The sequence below is a fragment of the Neobacillus sp. B24 genome (genome assembly GCF_055381825.1).
The window spans coordinates 5,284,097-5,302,190 of record NZ_AP035777.1 but is presented as its reverse complement, the minus strand read 5'-3'; the positions used below and the strand labels follow the sequence as shown (position 1 = coordinate 5,302,190).

Annotated in this window: 17 protein-coding genes and 1 pseudogene; 8 read left to right on the top strand and 10 right to left on the bottom strand. The window is 44.1% G+C overall.

Going from position 1 to position 18,094, the window contains the following annotated elements:
- Nucleotides 1-54: 54 nt before the first annotated feature.
- From ACZ43M_RS26085 to ACZ43M_RS26055, 7 genes are all read right to left on the bottom strand, one after another.
- Complete coding sequence (locus tag ACZ43M_RS26085; RefSeq protein WP_464505420.1) at nt 55-960, bottom strand: FixH family protein; 906 nt, start codon at nt 958-960, stop codon at nt 55-57.
- Nucleotides 957-1,634 (bottom strand): ABC transporter ATP-binding protein, encoded by a 678-nt coding sequence (locus tag ACZ43M_RS26080; RefSeq protein WP_464505419.1) that lies wholly within the window; start codon nt 1,632-1,634, stop codon nt 957-959. The genes ACZ43M_RS26085 and ACZ43M_RS26080 overlap by 4 nt, the downstream gene beginning before the upstream one ends.
- A complete protein-coding gene (locus ACZ43M_RS26075) occupies nt 1,631-2,428 on the bottom strand; it encodes an ABC transporter permease (protein WP_464505418.1) in 798 nt (265 codons plus the stop codon). The genes ACZ43M_RS26080 and ACZ43M_RS26075 overlap by 4 nt, the downstream gene beginning before the upstream one ends.
- Nucleotides 2,385-3,731 carry a nitrous oxide reductase family maturation protein NosD gene (gene nosD, locus ACZ43M_RS26070; protein ID WP_464505417.1) on the bottom strand — a complete coding sequence of 449 codons (1,347 nt, stop codon included), beginning with the start codon at nt 3,729-3,731 and terminating at the stop codon, nt 2,385-2,387. The genes ACZ43M_RS26075 and nosD overlap by 44 nt, the downstream gene beginning before the upstream one ends.
- On the bottom strand, nt 3,728-4,309 hold the full coding sequence (locus ACZ43M_RS26065) for a hypothetical protein (protein ID WP_464505416.1): 582 nt from the start codon (nt 4,307-4,309) through the stop codon (nt 3,728-3,730). Before ACZ43M_RS26065 ends, nosD begins: the two co-directional genes overlap by 4 nt.
- Before the next feature lie 191 nt (nt 4,310-4,500).
- Nucleotides 4,501-6,369, bottom strand: a complete 1,869-nt coding sequence (nosZ, locus tag ACZ43M_RS26060; RefSeq protein WP_464505415.1) for a Sec-dependent nitrous-oxide reductase — start codon at nt 6,367-6,369, stop codon at nt 4,501-4,503.
- Between the two features lie 23 nt (nt 6,370-6,392).
- Nucleotides 6,393-6,845 carry a cytochrome C gene (locus ACZ43M_RS26055; protein ID WP_464505414.1) on the bottom strand — a complete coding sequence of 151 codons (453 nt, stop codon included), beginning with the start codon at nt 6,843-6,845 and terminating at the stop codon, nt 6,393-6,395.
- Nucleotides 6,846-7,132: 287 nt separating this feature from the next.
- Between ACZ43M_RS26055 and ACZ43M_RS26050 the strand changes: the two genes are divergently transcribed.
- Entirely contained in the window at nt 7,133-7,876 is a 744-nt protein-coding gene (locus ACZ43M_RS26050; protein WP_464505413.1) for a Crp/Fnr family transcriptional regulator, read from the top strand.
- A gap of 346 nt (nt 7,877-8,222) precedes the next feature.
- Here ACZ43M_RS26050 and bshB2 read toward each other — a convergent pair whose 3' ends face one another.
- From bshB2 to pdxK, 3 genes are all read right to left on the bottom strand, one after another.
- Nucleotides 8,223-8,894: a bacillithiol biosynthesis deacetylase BshB2 gene (gene bshB2 / locus ACZ43M_RS26045; RefSeq protein WP_464505412.1), complete on the bottom strand. Its 672-nt coding sequence runs from the start codon at nt 8,892-8,894 to the stop codon at nt 8,223-8,225.
- A 17-nt stretch (nt 8,895-8,911) separates the two neighbouring features.
- Nucleotides 8,912-9,259: a YojF family protein gene (locus ACZ43M_RS26040; protein ID WP_464505411.1), complete on the bottom strand. Its 348-nt coding sequence runs from the start codon at nt 9,257-9,259 to the stop codon at nt 8,912-8,914.
- A gap of 279 nt (nt 9,260-9,538) precedes the next feature.
- On the bottom strand, nt 9,539-10,381 hold the full coding sequence (pdxK, locus tag ACZ43M_RS26035) for a pyridoxine/pyridoxal/pyridoxamine kinase (RefSeq protein WP_464505410.1): 843 nt from the start codon (nt 10,379-10,381) through the stop codon (nt 9,539-9,541).
- 634 nt (nt 10,382-11,015) lie between these two features.
- Between pdxK and fdhD the strand changes: the two genes are divergently transcribed.
- From fdhD to mobA, 7 genes and pseudogenes are all read left to right on the top strand, one after another.
- The gene (gene fdhD / locus ACZ43M_RS26030) at nt 11,016-11,792 is read left to right on the top strand and encodes a formate dehydrogenase accessory sulfurtransferase FdhD (protein ID WP_464505409.1); all 777 of its coding nucleotides are present in this window, start codon (nt 11,016-11,018) and stop codon (nt 11,790-11,792) included.
- A gap of 74 nt (nt 11,793-11,866) precedes the next feature.
- Complete coding sequence (locus tag ACZ43M_RS26025; RefSeq protein WP_464505408.1) at nt 11,867-12,439, top strand: twin-arginine translocation signal domain-containing protein; 573 nt, start codon at nt 11,867-11,869, stop codon at nt 12,437-12,439.
- A 12-nt stretch (nt 12,440-12,451) separates the two neighbouring features.
- A pseudogene (fdnG, locus tag ACZ43M_RS26020) lies at nt 12,452-14,857 on the top strand (formate dehydrogenase-N subunit alpha); the annotation flags it as partial.
- Nucleotides 14,857-15,681, top strand: a complete 825-nt coding sequence (locus ACZ43M_RS26015; RefSeq protein WP_464505407.1) for a 4Fe-4S dicluster domain-containing protein — start codon at nt 14,857-14,859, stop codon at nt 15,679-15,681. The pseudogene fdnG and the gene ACZ43M_RS26015, both read left to right, overlap by 1 nt.
- On the top strand, nt 15,674-16,387 hold the full coding sequence (locus ACZ43M_RS26010) for a formate dehydrogenase subunit gamma (protein ID WP_464505406.1): 714 nt from the start codon (nt 15,674-15,676) through the stop codon (nt 16,385-16,387). Before ACZ43M_RS26015 ends, ACZ43M_RS26010 begins: the two co-directional genes overlap by 8 nt.
- Nucleotides 16,388-16,610: 223 nt before the next feature.
- Nucleotides 16,611-17,423: a formate dehydrogenase accessory protein FdhE gene (locus tag ACZ43M_RS26005; protein WP_464505405.1), complete on the top strand. Its 813-nt coding sequence runs from the start codon at nt 16,611-16,613 to the stop codon at nt 17,421-17,423.
- A gap of 57 nt (nt 17,424-17,480) precedes the next feature.
- Nucleotides 17,481-18,080, top strand: a complete 600-nt coding sequence (gene mobA, locus ACZ43M_RS26000; protein WP_464505404.1) for a molybdenum cofactor guanylyltransferase — start codon at nt 17,481-17,483, stop codon at nt 18,078-18,080.
- Nucleotides 18,081-18,094: the final 14 nt, after the last annotated feature.

Genomic DNA, 18,094 nt, shown 5'->3' with positions numbered 1-18,094 from the left:
CGAAAAAGACACGTTTATTTGCGAATTTCCCTATTCTATTTGCGATCGATATAACTACAGAATTTCTATTTTAAGTGAGTTCACCTGTGAAACAAGCAATTCCTCATACTGTTTTTGAGCTTGGAAGATAACTTCTTGCTCGCCGTAGGTTGGATTTTCCTTTTTGACTTTGGCAATAAGGTCACTTTGGACTTTTTGCGACAAAACGATCATTTCGTATTGCTGCTTTTCGGTAGCCCAAAACTTATCCTCGCCGTATTTAGAAATTAATGCCTTGGCTGATTCGTACTGATTATATTGCTTGCGGGCCTTGTTCACCGCAGTGTCGACCTCGCCTGCTTCAGCTTTATGGCCTTTTTCCTCCGCAAGCATGGCCATTGAGCGCAGGCGGATGATCTGTGTTAACAGATTGTTTTTATCCTCGGCGACCTTCTCCTGGGAATCCAAATAAGCTAATTGTTCCTCCAATTGCGCCCCGCTGTATTGCTTTTTGGCGGCCTCGCGGTTAATCTCGAGCTGAAGCTGGTTGATTAACTTATAAAAAGCAACATCCTCAGCCGTAATCCATTCACCGTTAATTTTTGCTGTGCCTTGAGCCTTTACGACATTGATGGTAATCACTTTTTCAGACTTCTTGCCATCCTTTTCCAGCGTGAATACGGCCTCATACTTACCGCTCATCGAAAAATCAGCTTCCCCGGAGTATACTCCATCTTCTGCTGTTTCAACAAACTTCACTTTGTTTGTGCCGTGGTCCATATTGGACATTGACAATACTGCAGAAACCTTTAAATCTTTCACCGGTTTCCCGGCTTCTGTTACTTTGATTTCAATTGTGCCAGGTTGGTCCAGTTGGAAATAAACATCATTGGTTACTTTTATATTATACTCAGGACCCGAACTGCAGGCGGCCAAGCTTGCGACCAGTAGCAGCAGGGCCACTAACAACTGTTTTCTCATGAGCTTAATCCTCCCAAATTATGTGTTGCCAAAAATTGCTCCACCGTATACTTTACCATTTTTCCATCTTCCAGGTAGGCAACATGGGTGCAGACCTGGCGAATTTCATCCAGATGGTGCGAGGAAAGCAGGATGGTTTTGTTATGAAGCGACTTCAGGACTTCTAAAATTTCCTTTCGGCCCATCGGGTCAATGCCGCTTGTCGGTTCATCAAGAATCAATATACTGGCATTCTGGTATAGTGTAATCGCCAATCCAAGGCGCTGAAGCATCCCTTTTGAGTAGCCCTTCACCTGCTCGTTGCGGTCATCCCACAGCCGCACTGACCGCAGTGCCTGCTCCATCCGCGCACCATCGGCCTTCTTTTCGACAGCCTCTGCAAAAAACGTCAAGTTTTCAAGCCCAGTCAAGCTAGGATACAGCATAAATTTTTCCGGCAGATAAGCAATGGCATTTTTCCATGCGCCGTTTTTCTTCGTTACAGCCTCGCCATTAATCGAAATTGAGCCTTGCCCCACCGGCAATAGCCCAAGCAAGCTGTTAATGAAGGTTGACTTTCCGGCACCGTTATGGCCGACAAGAGCACAAACTTCCTGCTGCTGTATTTCCAAATTGATATCGTCCAGTACCTTCTTTTTTCCAAAAGATTGATATAAGTGTTGTACGTTGATCATTCGTAGCCCTCCTTGCGGTTAAACAGCACGGCAGTCAAATAGGAAACAACTAGCCAAAGCAGCATGCTTCCGGCCAAGAAGAACACCGGTTTCATCCACATGAACTCCTCGAGCAGCCTTGACATATGGCCGAACGAATAGACGCCCATGCCTGTCTCCATAAACATCCGCACGGCCTGAAGCGGATTTAAAAAGTAGAAGAGCGAAAAGATTTTTACATTTTCGTAAGTAACATCCGGCAAGAGTGATAGCAGGATAAAATCATGCAGGAAGAAGAAATAAAACCAGACGAAAATACTATAGCCGATAATCTGCATCCGCGAACGGGAAAAGCTGCCGATAGCCGCGCCCATTTGGAGGAAGATCAAGGCCATAATCAGGATGCTGACGACAAAGATCATGTAGCCGCCAAAGTCGGCCTCAAATTGAAACTTTAATAACAGTAGATATAGGAAAAACCAGGCAAAGAGCGGCACTAGGACAACGGTATAGAGAGCAAGGCTCTTTTTTACTAAAAAGCTAGGATAGTTGTCCTGCTTGGTCAGCAGCATAATCAGTGTTTTCTGTTCCTTTTCCTGAAATATCGAAAACGCTCCGATAAACAGGCACAGAATCGGAATAAAATAAATGATTGTATCAAACAGATTGATTAGCAGAATGTAGAAGCCTTTATCAAACGATAGGCTGGCTGACTTAAACAGCATGCTGACCGAGATCAGTACAATAATGCTAAGTGCGAGCCACAAGCCTTTACCTCTTAGGTTTTCCTTCCATTCCTTCCAAACGTAAGGCATATCGCTGTCTCCCCTTTAGAAAAATCAACACAGCAAGCACCCCGAGCGCTGCCAGCCAAATCGGAGAATGGCTGCCCTTTTTGGGTACAAGCGGGTGTGGGTCGTTAAACATGATTTCATCTTCGTTTTGTGTGGCATTTATTTTTTCATAGATTTTTAACGCAGGGCTTTTTAAAAAGAAATTCGTTAATTCCTGGGCCTCAATCAGCTGATGGAGGGAGGAATGATAGGTTATCGGAAAATCCCCGATGCCGTTTTGGTCGAGGTCGGTGAGCGGGAAGGTTGAGCCCCAATTATTGCCTTTGCCATGCTCGCTCCAAGCATTGCCTTCGCCGCTTCCCCCGATGGTGACGGCGGGGATCGTATTGTCGGATATCGTGTTTAATGCAAAAATTTGCTGATTGGAACTGGCCCAAAGCTCAATTCCAATTTGATTTTGAATGATTCTATTGTTGCGAATCTCGTTGCGTGTCGCTTGGTCAATATAAAGCCCGCGCTGGTTCATGTAAAATAAATTGTTTTGAATATGATTCTCATTTGATTGCAGTAGTAATAATCCAAAGGATTGGTTGCCATAGTTGACGATAAATTGATTGTTTGTAAGGGTAAGGCCATTGGAATTCATGATGGCGGCGCCGCCCTGGTTCATGGTGAACGTATTGTGTTTAAACGTATTTTCGTCGGAATACATATAATGCAAACCGTAGCGGGTGCCCGTGATGTTGTTGTCATAAATACTGTTGCGATTGGCGTAATCAAAGAACATCCCGTCACGGGTGCCTTCTATTTTGTTATGGGCAAGCAGGTTGTCGTTTGCGTAATAAACGTGGAAGCCGTTGCCCTGGGCTGCAATTTCGCCTTTGCCCAGACCTTTGATATTTACATATTCAATTTTGTTGTAATGGGCCTGGCTTAAATAAATTCCGTGAAAGGAGTCGGTTATCGTTACGTGCTCGACCACATTGTTGTTACTGTAAATCTTGATGGCCGCGTATTCCTCAGCCGAGTTGCGGTTCATGCTGCCGTGGGTAACATTCAAAGACTTTAGTTTGACGTTCGGCGCTTTAACGGAAATTACGTTTCCGTTACCGTCCCCTTTGATTACGGTGTTCTTGGTGCCAATAATCGTAAGCGGTTTGGTAATAACGATATTGCCTTCGTATGTTTTACCCTCGAGCTTCAATACCGCCCCTTCTTTCATGGAGTCGATTGTCGCCTGCAGGTTACCGGCTGCCATATATTCCTCTGGTTTCATGATAAAGAAGAGAGAAAAAATGAAAGATAGGAGCGTTAGTTTTTTCATTTCACTTTTCGATCCTTCCATAACGGAATTAATAATAAAATAAACGCGGCAATCACAAAATAGACACCTGTGCCCAGGATACTGTGGGTAATAAAGTTTGCCACGGTATTTTCACCAATAATTGGCGGAACAAATGGGTCCATTTGAATCGGCGCCTTTGGATCAAGATTAGAACCGTATCGTTTTAATGCAGAATATAAATCCCAAATGCCTGCGGCCCCGCCAATCATAAAAATACCGATCAATCCGTACAGCACTTTTTTATTGCGGAGTAAAGCTGTGATTAGAGTGAGGACAGCTAATCCGCCGATAAGGTAAATCAGGTAGCCCAGTTCAGGGAAATTTTCTGCACTAAAGTTGGACATGCCGATATAATGATTAAGCCCGTTTATGATATCAATTTCGCCTTCCAATTTGTTCGGATAGACGATGATGTTTAACCCTTCCGGATATTGCGGCGCAATAAACAGCATCCTCCACCATGGGAAAAACATAGAGATAATGATCAAGATAGCAGAAAGTCCAATCAGTAATGAAGAAGTAAGCGATAGTTTCAGTCTTTTCTTATTATCATTCAACTTTAAGACTCCTTTTATAATGAGTGTGGGTATCAATGAAACATTGATACCCACCGCTAATACTTTTGTCTAGCTGCAGCGCCTAGGGGCTCGGGGTCATAAGCCAATCCGTCAAGAAGGCTAAAGAGCAGCCTTCTCGCCGGTTCGTCTTATGCCTGTCGCCCCTGGGCAAGGCGCTTTCGCTTTTCTGTTTATTGCTTTGGTTTTACAAGGAAGTAGCCGGTCATTTCTTGGTGCAAGGCCGAGCAGAAGTTTGTACAGTAGATCGGGAATGTACCGGCTTTATTAGCAGTAAATTTGATCGTATTAGTTTGTCCAGGCTGGACTTCAATGTTCATATCATAGCTGTTGATGGCAAAGCCGTGAGTGATGTCTTCATCGAAATCGATGTTGGTCAGATGGATGGTGACCTCATCTCCTTCGTTCACTTCAATTACGTCAGGGCGTTTGGCTTTGGCGTCAAAAATGAACTTCGAGCGCATGGCAATTCCGTAAACATCGACTTTATTGCCGTTGCGGACAATCTTGGCGTCATCTTTTTTATAGACGGCGTCTTTGTTATTTTCATCTTTTTCATAGACTTCTATTGTTTTAATCTTGTCGGCCTTAATCATCTGAGCATAGTGCGGCTCAGGGTTAACCGGAGCAGATTGAATGACCTTCATTTTGCTGCTGCTCAGATCGATTAACTGCATTGATTCTGGGTGAGATGGTCCAACAGATAAGTAAGTGTCTTTGGCAATTTTGTTTAAAGCTACAAGCCATTTGCCGTCAGGAGCAACAGTGTCGCCTTCAGCGGCAACAGAGTGACCTGGTGAATATTGTACAGGCACGCGGTCTAATGTTTTACCTGTCTTCGGATCCCATTTCACGATTTCAGAAGAGATGAACATGGTTGTATAAGCCATTCCTTTATCATCGAACTGGGTATGAAGCGGTCCAAGAGCGTTTTCGGGATTGACTTCACGTTCCATAACAGATTCATATTTTAAAACTGGGATGCCATTGCGTTCGCCAGAGAAATCTTTGTTTTCAACAGCTTTAAATGCTTTTTCAAATGAGAAAACGGTCATCGCAGGGGCAAGTTTACCGGAAGCAATGAAGTGTTTTCCGTCAGGTGTTACGTCAACACCGTGCGGTGATTTAGCTACAGGAACCAAGTAGATGCCGCCCTTTTGTTTTTCAGGGAAAATCATTTTTTGGCCATCAACATCTTCATAGTTTCCGTCCTTGACCATTTGGGCAAGCTCTTTCCAGTTAAATAGAACAATATAATCACGGTCCGCTTGTGACGCGTTGATTTCAAGATTGGTTGTTGCTTCTTCTGTATTATAGGTTGTCATAACAGCCCAATCTGCCGAGCCTTTCTTACCAGCATCAGACAGGTCATAGGACCATGGCGGAAGAGCAACCTGGTATTCAACATTAAGCTTGGTATTTTTTTCGTCGAACGTTACAGCAGACATAACCCCGCGGTATTTTGTGCTGTAATCATCAAGATTTTCATATTTCTGGCCAAGCGGTACAGCAAAACGGGTTGGCAGGAACATATACTCCGTATTTTCAGTTACGAAGGCTGCACAGTGCGGGCCGCTTGTGTTTGGAACTTTGATAATATCTTTAACAGTAAAAGTTTCTAGATCCATAACCGCAGCACGGCTGTTGCCGACATCTGTGGCAAACATGTATTTACCATCATAATCGCCATTTGTTTCCGAAAATGCCGGGTGGTGAAGGTCGCCCCATGTGTAGTCACCCAGTAATTTCTTGGAATGTTCATCAAAGCCGTAGCCTGTTGCAGAATCCGGCGAGAAGACCGGAACGGTACGGATATGGCGCATCGAAGGCACACCGTAAATAAACATTTGACCGGAGTGGCCGCCTGATGCAAATAAATAGTAGTCATCCTTTTTTCCAAATGGAACATAAACCTTTTCAGCATCGCCTTTGTTGACGGAAGCGGTTTCGGTTTTCGCATTGGACGAGAAGTCCGCGAAGGAAATCGTCGCTGCAACAAATCCGGCTAATAAACCAGAAGCAATTGGAACCCATTTCTTCATTCCATTAACACCACCTTGTGAATTTATTTTTCTGATGCTTGTTTTAACATATCGACAACTTGTGTACGTTCTTCATCAGTCAGCGGATTGCCGCCAATGACACCTGACATTACAGCTGAAGTTGGTTCTTTTAAGAATTCTTGTATTGGCTTGCCGTGCTTGCCTTCGACGTTTTCAAACGCTTTTGAAAGATCTGGACCTGTTGCTCCGCCTTTCAAATCAAGAGATTCTACAGAGTGACAGCCTAAGCATCCTTTTTTATTCAGGATATTGTCGCTGGCTGGTGTTGCGGTTGTAGCAGCGGTGTCCTCCTTGGACTGTGTGCTTTCTTCCGTAGCCGCTGGAGTTTCTTTATCGTCTGCTTGAGCCACTTTAGGAGCATCGTCACTGCCCCCCATTACGACATCAAATACAAGATAGCCAAGCCCGAACCCGAGCAATAGACTTATGACAAAGCTAATGATTGCTTTTTGCAAGTTTGTCCCCCTCCTTTTTGTCGATTGAACACCCTTATCCTAAACCCAGAAGTGGTAATAAATTGTGACCCACGTCACTATGTTTTGTGGGATTTTGAACGTTTTGTGAATGAGAGATGAAAGCCTTGTCATATAAGGATTTTTGAAAAATGAACGTTTTGTGACATAGGTCAAATGTAAGGTTTCTTTTAAAAAAGAATGATTGTGAAACATGTCACTACATTAGCGGGGAAAACAATTTACAATAGGTGGTAATTATTGAAAAAACACATGAAGGTGGTGTTAACATGAGTCGGGTCAACTGTATAAAGGAGCCGAACTTGTCTGTTTATCAGGAGTTGAACAAGGAGGAATTACTTCGGAAAATTGTTATCTTCAAGGATTTGTCTCCGAAATCACTGCAAGTGATTGAAAAAAGGGTCGTCATCTTTGAGCTTAAAAAGGGTGATCGGATTATCTCGGAGGATGAGGAGGCAAGAGGGGTTTTCTTTGTTCATTCCGGAGCGGTGAAGCTGACGAAAGAGGATGAAAACGGCAATGAGATCATTGTTTGTGTGAAACAAAAAGGTGACATTTTCGCCGAGGCTTGTCTGTTTACCCGCATGACACAATACTATCCAGCGACAGCAACGATGTTGGAGAACGGGAAGCTTTTCTTTTTGGATAAACAGGAGCTGGAAAAGGATATCGCCGAGCACCCGGAACTGGCAATGCAAATGATCAGCTATATGAGCGAGGTACTGCGGGACATGACCTCACAGCTGCGCGATACCGCCTTGCTGGACGTCTATGCCAAAACTGTCAGGACACTTGAGCGGATGGGAAGGAAGTTTAATCACGATGGCAAGAGATGGGGAATAGAAATTCCGTTAACAGTTCAGGAATTTGCCACGATTGTCGGGACAACACGTGAAAGTGTCAGCCGCGTGTTTTCGAAGTTGAAAAAGGAAGATATGATCGAATTAAGATCTAGGAAAATTATCATTCTCGACTGGTGCAAGTTCTGTACGTTGATGCATCGGGATTATTAAAAAATAAGCTGAATATTGATTTGATTTTGTTTGGAGAAATAAGCGTAGAAATTCCGTTTAAATTGGGAAATACCCTTATTTCCTTAAAAATAAAGGAAGTTTTTCCGCTTATATGGTGAAAATCTTTGAATTTTGGTTAATTTTGAACAGATAAAGGAAATTCCTCCGCTTATTTCGGCTACTTTAGATCCCTGTTTATACAATAAACGGAAATTCTCCGCCTAAGAATTCTCAAATCTATACGAAATCAACAAAATATAATTACAGAGCCAAAAAGTAAAAGGACAGACCCATTCGCTTTGGAAAAATGCTTCCGGCGGTGGTTCTGTCCTTTTTTGTATGATGATTAATCAGTAAATTTGTACGTCCAAAACCGTTCATTGTTGACCCAGACCATGATTTGCGGATCCTGGTTTTTGAGTTTTTCCTCCATGTCAACAAACATGGTCTCTGTTTGCGACCGGTGTGCTTTAATCGCAGCAAGCTTTGTTTCAGCGACAGGGGTGATATTGTTGATGATGTCAGCCTCGCCAAGCTTTTCAACGCAGTCATTAGAGAAGGCAACGCAGTGCAATTTTGGCCGTGCGGCCTTTGGCAGTTTCTCCACGGCACGGACAACAGCTGCACCGGTGGCCTCGTGATCGGGATGCACGGAATAGCCTGGATAAAAAGTGATAATGAGTGACGGGTTTAATTCCTGTATCAATCCGGAGATGATGTTGGTCAGTTTTGATTCGTCCTCAAATTCAACTGTTTTATCGCGGAAGCCAAGCATGCGCAGATCTTGGATGCCGAGAGCCCGTGCAGCTTCTTTTAATTCTTCTTTCCGGATTTTCGGGAGATTTTCCCGGTTGGTGAACGGAGGATTACCCATGTTCCGCCCCATCTCTCCCAGAGTCAGACAGGCATAGGTGACCGGTGTGCCGTTTTTTACATGGGTGGCAATCGTTCCGGATACACCAAAAGCCTCGTCATCTGGGTGCGGAAAGACTACGAGCACATGACGTTCTTTTTCCATAATATGTGCGCTCCTTTCTATTCAAACGGGGTTTCGCTGATTTCCAGCGCTACCGCAAGCTTTCCGTTATAATCGTGGCCGGCCATTAATAGCCTGCCTTGCTCATCGAATTCATAATGGGTGATTCCTTCGGCATAGACCCAGCCAAGGTTAATTTTCAAACCCACGCGAAAGGGGCCGTTGCCGGTGATTTTTCCCAGCTCATAGTTGACGAGGGCATTGCGGATGTAGGCTCCCGCTGAGAAGAATGCCTGGTTATGATGGGATGCATAAGCGCCGTTTGTTGTTTCTAGATGGATATAGACATCTTTGTTTGCAAAGGAATTGATAAGTTCTTGAACTTTTTTAATGTCAACTGACTCCAAACCTGACTCCCTTCCCTTCTTAAAAAATAATAGCTACTGATTAATTTTAATTAATAGTGTTTTAATCATACTAAAATCAGTAAAAAAATGCTAAATTCGTGCTCGGAAAAGAGGAGTGCAAACTTTATTTGCGAATTTCCGCTTTTTATTTGCGCGGTTGCTAGTTTTATTTGCGAATTATCTCGTTCTATTTGCGGTTATAGCAGTTCTATTTGCGAATCGCCCCTGAACTAAATAAAAGAGCCAGCCACTAGGGCCGACTCCAATCAACTATGCTATTTATTCTTCACAATCGTCGCAGAACTCTGTAACAGACTTGCTGCTGCGATAAGCGCCGTGCCAGGTTGGGCCGACGAATTCATTCAAGCGGAAGCCTTGAGAGATCGCAGCTGCGACGAATTCCTTGGCAACCTCAACAGCCTCATAGACTGATTGGCCTTTGGCAAGTCCTGCTGTAATCGCGGAGGAATGAGTACAACCTGCGCCATGAGTATACGTGGTATTAAACTTAGGCGTTTCGTAGATTCTGAATTCTTTTCCATCATAGAAAAGGTCAACGGAGTTTTCTTCTGCCTGAAGCTTACTGCCGCCTTTTATGACAACATTTTTCGCCCCTAAATCTACAATTTTAACTGCTGCCTGTTTCATTTCCTCAACTGTTTTTGGTGTTTTCATGCCGGCAAGCTGGCCAGCCTCAAATAGGTTTGGAGTCACAACGAGTGCCCGCGGAACCAGCAGCTCACGCAAAGCATCTGCCGTTTCCGGATTTAGAACTTCATCCTCACCCTTACACACCATAACAGGGTCGATGACAACACGTTCAAGTTTGTTAGCATCGATGGTTTTGGCTGTTAATTCAATAATTTCCACGGTACCGAGCATTCCGGTTTTCATTGCGTCAATTCCGACGGACAGGATAGTGTCAAGCTGCTTTTCAAGGACTGCCACGTCAATCGGGAACACACTATGAGACCAATTGTTTTTCGGATCCATTGTTACAATCGTTGTCAGGGCCGTCATACCATATACGCCAAGCTCTTGAAATGTCTTTAAATCGGCCTGGATCCCCGCACCGCCGCTCGTATCAGAACCGGCAATCGTCATTACCTTCTTAATTGTCATTATGTAAACCTCCCTTAAATGCCTTAAATTCACCTTCTTATTATAATTCAATAACAAAAAAATAACATATCCCACGCATTACAAATTCATACAGGAACAAGGGCGGTAAAAATGGACCCGCAAGTGTCCACCCCACGTGGACAAAACAGGAAAATTGTCCACGGATGGTGCCTGACACCATATCTAACACTGCCACTTATTAAACAGTAACAAACGTTAATTTGACAGAAAAGTGACGATTGCAACATCAAGGGGTCCAAGCGGTGGTTTGCGTGACTTTTGGCACTTACAGAGAGAGGCTGGGGGCGTACGATGAGGATAAAGAACAGTTGGCACCAGCGCAAACTGGTGGATGCAATCGCTTACATGACCCTGGTAAATAACGTTGCCATGTTGCTTAACTTGCGAGTTCACAAAATTGTAGAATTTCTGTTGCAAAAAAGAAAGAAATTTGTCAAATATGCATGAATTCAAGGGTTTAATTGGCTTTAAAATGGTAGATATCCCCCAAAAGTCCCTCCGTAAAAAGGAGCATGCTTCTGCAGTGTGATGAAAATCGCTGTCTCGGGTAGCTACCATTCTTACAATGAAAAATATAGAAACACAAATATTCCTTTGGAGGAGGGAACAAACAATGAATCATAAAGGTTGTCCCGATGAATATCCGATTTCCTTAATCATAAATGGGTACGAGATGGCTGTATTCCAACTGACAAAATTCGACCTTGAGGACTGGACTTACGGATATTTGTTTTCTGAAGGATTTATTCAGGATGCATCTGATATCGAATCCATCGTGATCAATGAAGAACAGGGCAGCATCCATGTATTGCTTTGCACTGACTTTGATGAAGAACAGATCTTTTCGAAGAAAAAGCACTACACAGCAGGCTGCGGCAGAGGTGTCACATTTTTCTCAATGACCGATGTGAAACAATTCGATAAAGTATCCACGGATAAAACCTATCAGCTTAGCTATCTGTTAAAAAAGCGGGCTGAATTTGCGCAAAATTCCCGTTTTTATCTCGAAACGGGCGGCATGCACGGGGCCTGTATTGTAGACGAATCCGGCAATATTACCATTCGCGAGGATATTGGGCGGCATAATGCAGTCGACAAAATTATCGGTCACGCCATTAGAAAACGGTTACAGCCCGAACGGTTACTTCTGCTTACAACCGGAAGGGTTTCATATGAAATGCTCTCTAAAGCAGCCAAATTTGGCTTTCCTGTCATCGGCTCACGGACAGCTGCCACCAAACAGGCCGTCCAGCTGGCCAGGTACTTGAACATTGATATAGTCGGTTATTTAAGAGGGAAAATGGCAACTATTTATACCGCGGCAGGCAGAATCGAAAACGACTTAGCTGTCGAACCGGTTCTGGAGAGAATCCTTGAAGGGGGGAATTGACCAAGAGAGGGTAAGCAGATAGAAAGAGAAAAAAATTGGGATGTTCTATTCATGTTAAGGGAAGGAGATTGAAAATGGTTGAATTGAACCTGAATCGCCGGCAGTTTCTAAAGCTTTCCGGTGCAACCGCTGCTACATTAGCTGTTGTTGAACTGGGCTTTAATGAGAAAAAAGCCTATGCGAAATCAAAAGAATTCAAGATTGCCAAAGCAACTGTAACACCAACCATTTGCTGCTTTTGCGGTGTGGGCTGCGGAATTCTAGTCCATACAAAAGATAACACAGTGGTTTATACGGAAGGGGACCCGGATAACCCGATTAACGAAGGCAAGCTTTGCAGCAAAGGAACAACATTAAGACAGTTATACACTTCTGAAAAACGTTTGACCAAACCACTTTACCGTGCCCCAGGCAGCGATAAGTGGGAAGAAAAAGATTGGGAATGGATGATGGACACCATTGCCAAACGGACAAAGGAAACTCGTGATAAGTCATTTGTCGTAACAGATAACGGCTTCACTGTAAATAGAACAGAAAAGATTGCCAGCCTTGGCGGCGCGGCACTCGATAACGAAGAAACTTATCTCGTTTCAAAATTAATGAGAGGGCTTGGTGTGGTTTATCTTGAGCACCAGGCACGAATATGACACAGCTCTACGGTTGCCGGTCTGGCACCTTCATTTGGTCGTGGAGCAATGACCAACCACTGGAATGACCTTCAGTGGACAGATGCTGCTCTCATTATGGGCGCAAACCCAGCAGAAAACCATCCAATCAGCTTCAGATGGCTGACAAAAGCAAAAGATAAAGGCGCAAAAATCATTAGTGTGGATCCGCGCTATACACGGACTTCAGCAGTGTCTGACATTTACGCACCGCTTCGTTCTGGTACAGATATTGCTTTTATGGGCGGGATGATTAAATACGCTCTGGATAATAACCTTATTCATAAGGATTATGTAGTTAACTATACAAATGCATCATTTATTGTAGCAGATGGCTATGACTTCAACGATGGCTTGTTCTCCGGCTATGACGAAGCAAAACGCAGCTATGATAAAACAAAATGGGCGCTTGCTGCAGACGCGGATGGAAAACCGGTAAAGGATCCAACATTGGAAAATCCTCGTTCGGTATTCCAATTAATGAAAAAGCATTATTCTCGCTATGATGTGGATACTGTTGCATCTGTAACAGGTACACCAAAAGAAGATTTGCTAAAAGTCTATAAGGCATTCTGTGAAACTAGCAAAGTTGGCAAATCCGGAACCATTCTTTATGCAATGGGTACAACCCAGCATACAGTCGGCTCACAAAACGTTCGTGCCTTTGCAATTATCCAAATGCTGCTCGGCAACATTGGTTTACCTGGAGGCGGGATTAACGCAATGCGCGGTGAATCCAACGTTCAAGGTTCTACAGACTTTGGTTTATTATGGGATAACTTAACAGGTTACTTAGCCATTCCAAAGCAATCTGTTCCTGAGCATGTCACACTGGAGGGCTACTTGAAAAAAGAAACTCCTCCATCAGGATATTGGAGCAACAGACCGAAATTCGTGGTCAGCCTATTAAAGTCATGGTACGGACAAAACGCAACAGCAGCCAACGAATTTGGCTACCAGTACTTACCTAAACCAGGTGCAAAGAACTACTCGCACATTTTCTTATTCAAAGCCATGTTCAATAAAGAGCTTGATGGTGCTTTCCTTTGGGGAACTAACCCTGTTGTTGGCGGACCAAACGCGGGCAGAGAAAAAGAGGCACTTGGCAACTTAAAATGGCTCGTTGCAGTGGACCTTTGGGAAACCGAAACTGCGGCATTCTGGAAAAAAGAAGCCGGCAGCGACCCATCCAAAATTAATACCGAAGTATTCATGCTTCCAGCATCTGCCTCATTCGAGAAAGAAGGAAGTATTTCCAATAGCTCCCGTTGGATGCAATACCGCTGGAAGGCAATCGATTCTAGAGGAGAAGCACGGCCTGATCTTGATATCGTTCATGAGCTGGCACTTAAACTCAAAAAGATGTATGCAGGTGATACAAGCGCAGCAGCAGCACCGTTCCTTGCACTTGATTGGAACTATGGCGACGGCCATGAACCTGACCTCGATATGGTGGCAAAGGAAATCAACGGCTATGACCTGACAACAGGCAAACTGCTTCCTGGATTCGGCGCATTAAAAGACGATGGTACCACTTCAAGCGGTAACTGGATTTACAGCGGCTTCTACCCTGAAGAAGGCAAGAACCGTTCCAAAAATCGCGATAACAAAGATACTGGCGGCGGCAACTTCCTGAACTGGTCATTTGCTTGGCCTGCAAACCGCAGGATTCTTTACAACCGTGCATCCGCAGATGCAAACGGTGTACCATACAGCAAGGAAAAGGCAGTTATTTGGTGGGATGCGCTTCAGAACAAGTGGGTCGGTAACGACGTTCCTGACTTTAAAGTTGATACGGCACCTACCGCACCAGGAGGAACTGGCGCAATCATGATGAACAAAGACGGTGTCGGTTTGCTTTACGCACCAACAATGAATGAAGGACCATTCCCTGAGCACTACGAGCCATTTGAAAGCCCAGTGCCAAATGCCTTCTCATCTGTCGAGTTAAACCCTGCTGTTGTCATTCATGAAGGCGACTTCAATAAGAAGGGCTTTAAAGCAGACTATCCAATTATTGCGACAACCTACCGGGTATCAGAACACTGGCAATCAGGTTCGATGACACGTAACCAGGAATGGCTTTCCGAAATTGCCGGGTACATGTATGTAGAAATCAGCGAAGAACTTGCCAAAGAAAAAGGCATCAAGAATAAAGATAAGATCAAAGTCAGCTCGGCACGAGGGGACATCACTGCTTACGCAATGGTTACCAAACGGTATAAACCATTCAAAGTTAGAGGAAAAGTAGTACACCAAGTGGGAATGCCATGGCACTTTGGCTATAAAGGATTTGTAACAGGAGATACAGCAAACCGCCTGACTCCGCACATTGGGGATGCCAACACGCAAATTCCTGAATACAAAGCATTCCTTTGTGATATAAGGAGGGCTGACTAATGGCGAAAGAATATGTGAAATTTGTTGACGTAACCAAATGTGACGGCTGTAAAGCTTGTATGGTTGCCTGCAAAAACTGGAACGACCTGCCTGTTGAAGAAACACAGTTCCAAGGCAGCTCCCAATCCCATCCAAAAGTATCGGCAGACACATGGAACGTGCTTCAGTATATTGAGCATGATAACTCCAAAGGAGGCCTTGACTATCTGTTCCGTCACTCTGCCTGCTTCCATTGTACAGATGCAGCCTGTGAAAAGGTTTGTCCTGAAAATGCAATCAGCTATACGGAGTTTGGATCTGTGGTTATTGATGAAGACAAGTGTGTAGGCTGCGGCTACTGTGTGCAGAACTGTCCATTTGAAGTGATTTCGTTAAAAACTTATATTGATAAAAATGGTAAAGAATATCGTAAATCGAAGAAGTGCACCATGTGTACCGATCGTTTAGAAGAGGGCTTGCAGCCAGCATGTGTTACCACTTGCCACACCGGTGCCATGGAATTTGGCGATAAAGCAGCAATGATTCAAAAAGCTGAAAAGCGCGTGCAGGAAATTAAAGACCGTTACCCTAATGCCCAAGTGTACAATCCACAAGGCGTTGGCGGAACGCACACTGTCTATGTTTTAGCAGAAAAGCCATCTGTGTACGGGCTTCCTGAAAATCCAAAGGTTCCGACCTCTGCAGTTGTCTGGAAGGATTATGCACAGCCAATCGGCAAGATGATGCTTGGCGCAACTACGATGGCCCTTGTCGGTGCATTTGTAACGAATAAGATTTTCAGTAAAAAAACTGAGCAAGAGAATGGTGGTGAAAGCCATGAGTAATTATCAGAAGCACCCGAAGGCGAATGAACAGATCAGGCGTTTCCCAAAAGCATTTGTGTGGGCCCATGCTATTAATGGTCTTTCATTCTTTGCTCTCTATATTACGGCACTGCCAATGTATACCGAATTTTTTGACTGGCTGTATCCGGTTCTTGGCGGCCCGGAAATGGCACGGCTGTTGCATAGAATTTTCGCAGTAGCCTTTATAACACCAACCTTTATCCTGTTAATTTTTAGCCCGAAGTGGTTTGCGCTATGGATTAAAGAATTGATCACCTGGAAAGCACGTGATATGGCGTTCTTCGGAAACTTTGTTAAAGAATTGTTTGGCTTTAAGTTTGATCACGTGAGACAGACTTTCTTTAACGCCGGAGAAAAGATTAACTCCATCCTTCAGATGTTCTGTGCCATTTTGGTCATTGCATCCGGGTTTACCATGTGGTTTCCTGAATTCTTCCCAAGAGCATTAGTTCAATGGGGCTATGTGCTTCATAACATTGGATTCGGATTGGGAATCGCGGTTATTGTCGGACACATTTATCTGAGTGTCATCCACAAGCATTCACGCCCAGGCTGGTCAGGGGTTGTAACTGGTAAAGTCCCTGCTTGGTGGGCAAAAGGCCACTATGCTGACTGGTATGATGAAGAAGCCAAGAAGGGCAACTTCCCTAACTTGGACGATCCTAAGAATAAAAAAGGTGCGTAAATTGATAAGCAGAAGCGACTTGGCCCGCTGGAGCTAGACAATTGAATAAGTGGAATGGCTGTCTGGTATCGGACAGCCATTCCCTTTAAATGAAAGAGTATTTTCTAAATATTATAGATTTTCACTATCTGTTTTATAATAACCTAAAGAGTACAAAGCATCCGGCAGGTATATGGCCGGCCTGTAGTTAAAGCTTTAAAAATAGAAAACGAGGTGAAGCGACATGATTAAGTCCGTTGTTTCAAAGGAGTACCAAAACCTGCAAAAAGACATTATTCGGCTTCAAGAGCAATGGAAAGGGATGATTAATCCTGAAACCATTAAACCGAACCTGGACAAAGCAGCTATGGCTGCAGGGGTGCCGGTTGCCGCTCTAACGGCTATTGACTTTGAAATTTCACTATTCCTACAGTGGATAGAGGATATAAAAACACTATTAATCAACAATAATCCAGAGCTAGAAGACAAGTTTGCCGGAGTCGAAAATTTACTAAACGAAGAAACTGCGGCCCGTTGGATTGAGGAAGCTTTTTCCCTTAATCAAGTTTACTTTGAAAGCTTTGCCGAAGAACATGGGCTTGAGTCATGGATTCCGCAATTTTTGGCAGAGACCGCACTGCGCCCGTATCTACAGCTTACAGCAGAAATGGTCCAGCCAGAGCTTGACCGAGGCGTTTCCGGCGCCGGCTGTCCCGTTTGCGGTGAACCGGCGAGATTGGCTGTACTCGAGGATGAGGGGAAAAAAATCCTGCACTGTCCGCGCTGTCTCGCTCACTGGAGAGCAAAGCGCTTAGAATGCTCACATTGCGGTAACGACGATTATAGCAAAATCAAGTTTCTTACGATTGAAGGCGATGCCGCGTCGCAAATTCAGGTTTGTGAAGAATGTGAAGGATATATTAAAATTGTTGATACAAGACAATATATTGAAAAACCGAGCGCAGCCCTGCTCGATTTAAACTCGATTCACCTCGATTTTGTCGCGCAGGAAAACGGCTACAAGGCGGTTGGCACGAAAAACGAAAGCGAAGGTTGAGGGATGCAGTCCAAGTCCCGGCTCCCTGAGCTTTTATGAAGATGAAAAGGGGTGCTGATGATGAAGGCTGCTGCCATTATATTATCTGGCGGAAAATCGAGTAGAATGGGTACAAATAAGGCCCTGCTAAAAATTAATGAAAAATCGAATATTGAGAGAATCCGAGACGAACTTGCCGGGCAGTTTTCTGACATACTTCTTGTAACCAATGACCCGGAAACCTATGATTTTTTGGGTTTAAAGATGGCTTCGGACTATTATACTGGCAAAGGGCCGCTAGCCGGGATACATGCCGGCTTGGAGGCATCTCCATATGATGTGAATGTAGTCGTCGCCTGTGATATGCCATTTATCTCCGGAGAACTGGCCAAATACCTTGCTGAAAGCTGCAGCGGCTATGATGCCGTTATACCTGTTATTGACGGTGTACAAAACCCTTTATTTGCAGCCTACGATAAGAAGGTCGCTGCTATAGCTGCGCAAAAGATTGAGAATGGCCGCCTGGCAATTAAGGCCATGCTTGAGGAGTTAAATGTGTTATACTTATCAAAAGAACAATTGGCGAAATTTTGCGAACAAAGTTTGGATCGGACTTTTTTTAATATGAATCAACCAGAAGAATATGAGAATGCCAGGAAGTGGGCGGAGGAAAAGTAAAGGGGAGAAAGAGA

Excerpts from the sequence above, each read along its gene's own strand:
- ACZ43M_RS26080 (WP_464505419.1), bottom strand. The coding sequence starts at position 1,634 with ATGATCAACGTACAACACTTATATCAATCTTTTGGAAAAAAGAAGGTA.
- mobA (WP_464505404.1), top strand. The coding sequence starts at position 17,481 with ATGATGAAGGCTGCTGCCATTATATTATCTGGCGGAAAATCGAGTAGA.
- ACZ43M_RS26050 (WP_464505413.1), top strand. The coding sequence starts at position 7,133 with ATGAGTCGGGTCAACTGTATAAAGGAGCCGAACTTGTCTGTTTATCAG.
- nosZ (WP_464505415.1), bottom strand. The coding sequence starts at position 6,369 with ATGAAGAAATGGGTTCCAATTGCTTCTGGTTTATTAGCCGGATTTGTT.
- nosD (WP_464505417.1), bottom strand. The coding sequence starts at position 3,731 with ATGAAAAAACTAACGCTCCTATCTTTCATTTTTTCTCTCTTCTTTATC.
- pdxK (WP_464505410.1), bottom strand. The coding sequence starts at position 10,381 with ATGACAATTAAGAAGGTAATGACGATTGCCGGTTCTGATACGAGCGGC.
- bshB2 (WP_464505412.1), bottom strand. The coding sequence starts at position 8,894 with ATGGAAAAAGAACGTCATGTGCTCGTAGTCTTTCCGCACCCAGATGAC.
- ACZ43M_RS26075 (WP_464505418.1), bottom strand. The coding sequence starts at position 2,428 with ATGCCTTACGTTTGGAAGGAATGGAAGGAAAACCTAAGAGGTAAAGGC.
- fdhD (WP_464505409.1), top strand. The coding sequence starts at position 11,016 with ATGAATCATAAAGGTTGTCCCGATGAATATCCGATTTCCTTAATCATA.
- ACZ43M_RS26085 (WP_464505420.1), bottom strand. The coding sequence starts at position 960 with ATGAGAAAACAGTTGTTAGTGGCCCTGCTGCTACTGGTCGCAAGCTTG.
- ACZ43M_RS26010 (WP_464505406.1), top strand. The coding sequence starts at position 15,674 with ATGAGTAATTATCAGAAGCACCCGAAGGCGAATGAACAGATCAGGCGT.
- ACZ43M_RS26015 (WP_464505407.1), top strand. The coding sequence starts at position 14,857 with ATGGCGAAAGAATATGTGAAATTTGTTGACGTAACCAAATGTGACGGC.
- ACZ43M_RS26025 (WP_464505408.1), top strand. The coding sequence starts at position 11,867 with ATGGTTGAATTGAACCTGAATCGCCGGCAGTTTCTAAAGCTTTCCGGT.
- ACZ43M_RS26005 (WP_464505405.1), top strand. The coding sequence starts at position 16,611 with ATGATTAAGTCCGTTGTTTCAAAGGAGTACCAAAACCTGCAAAAAGAC.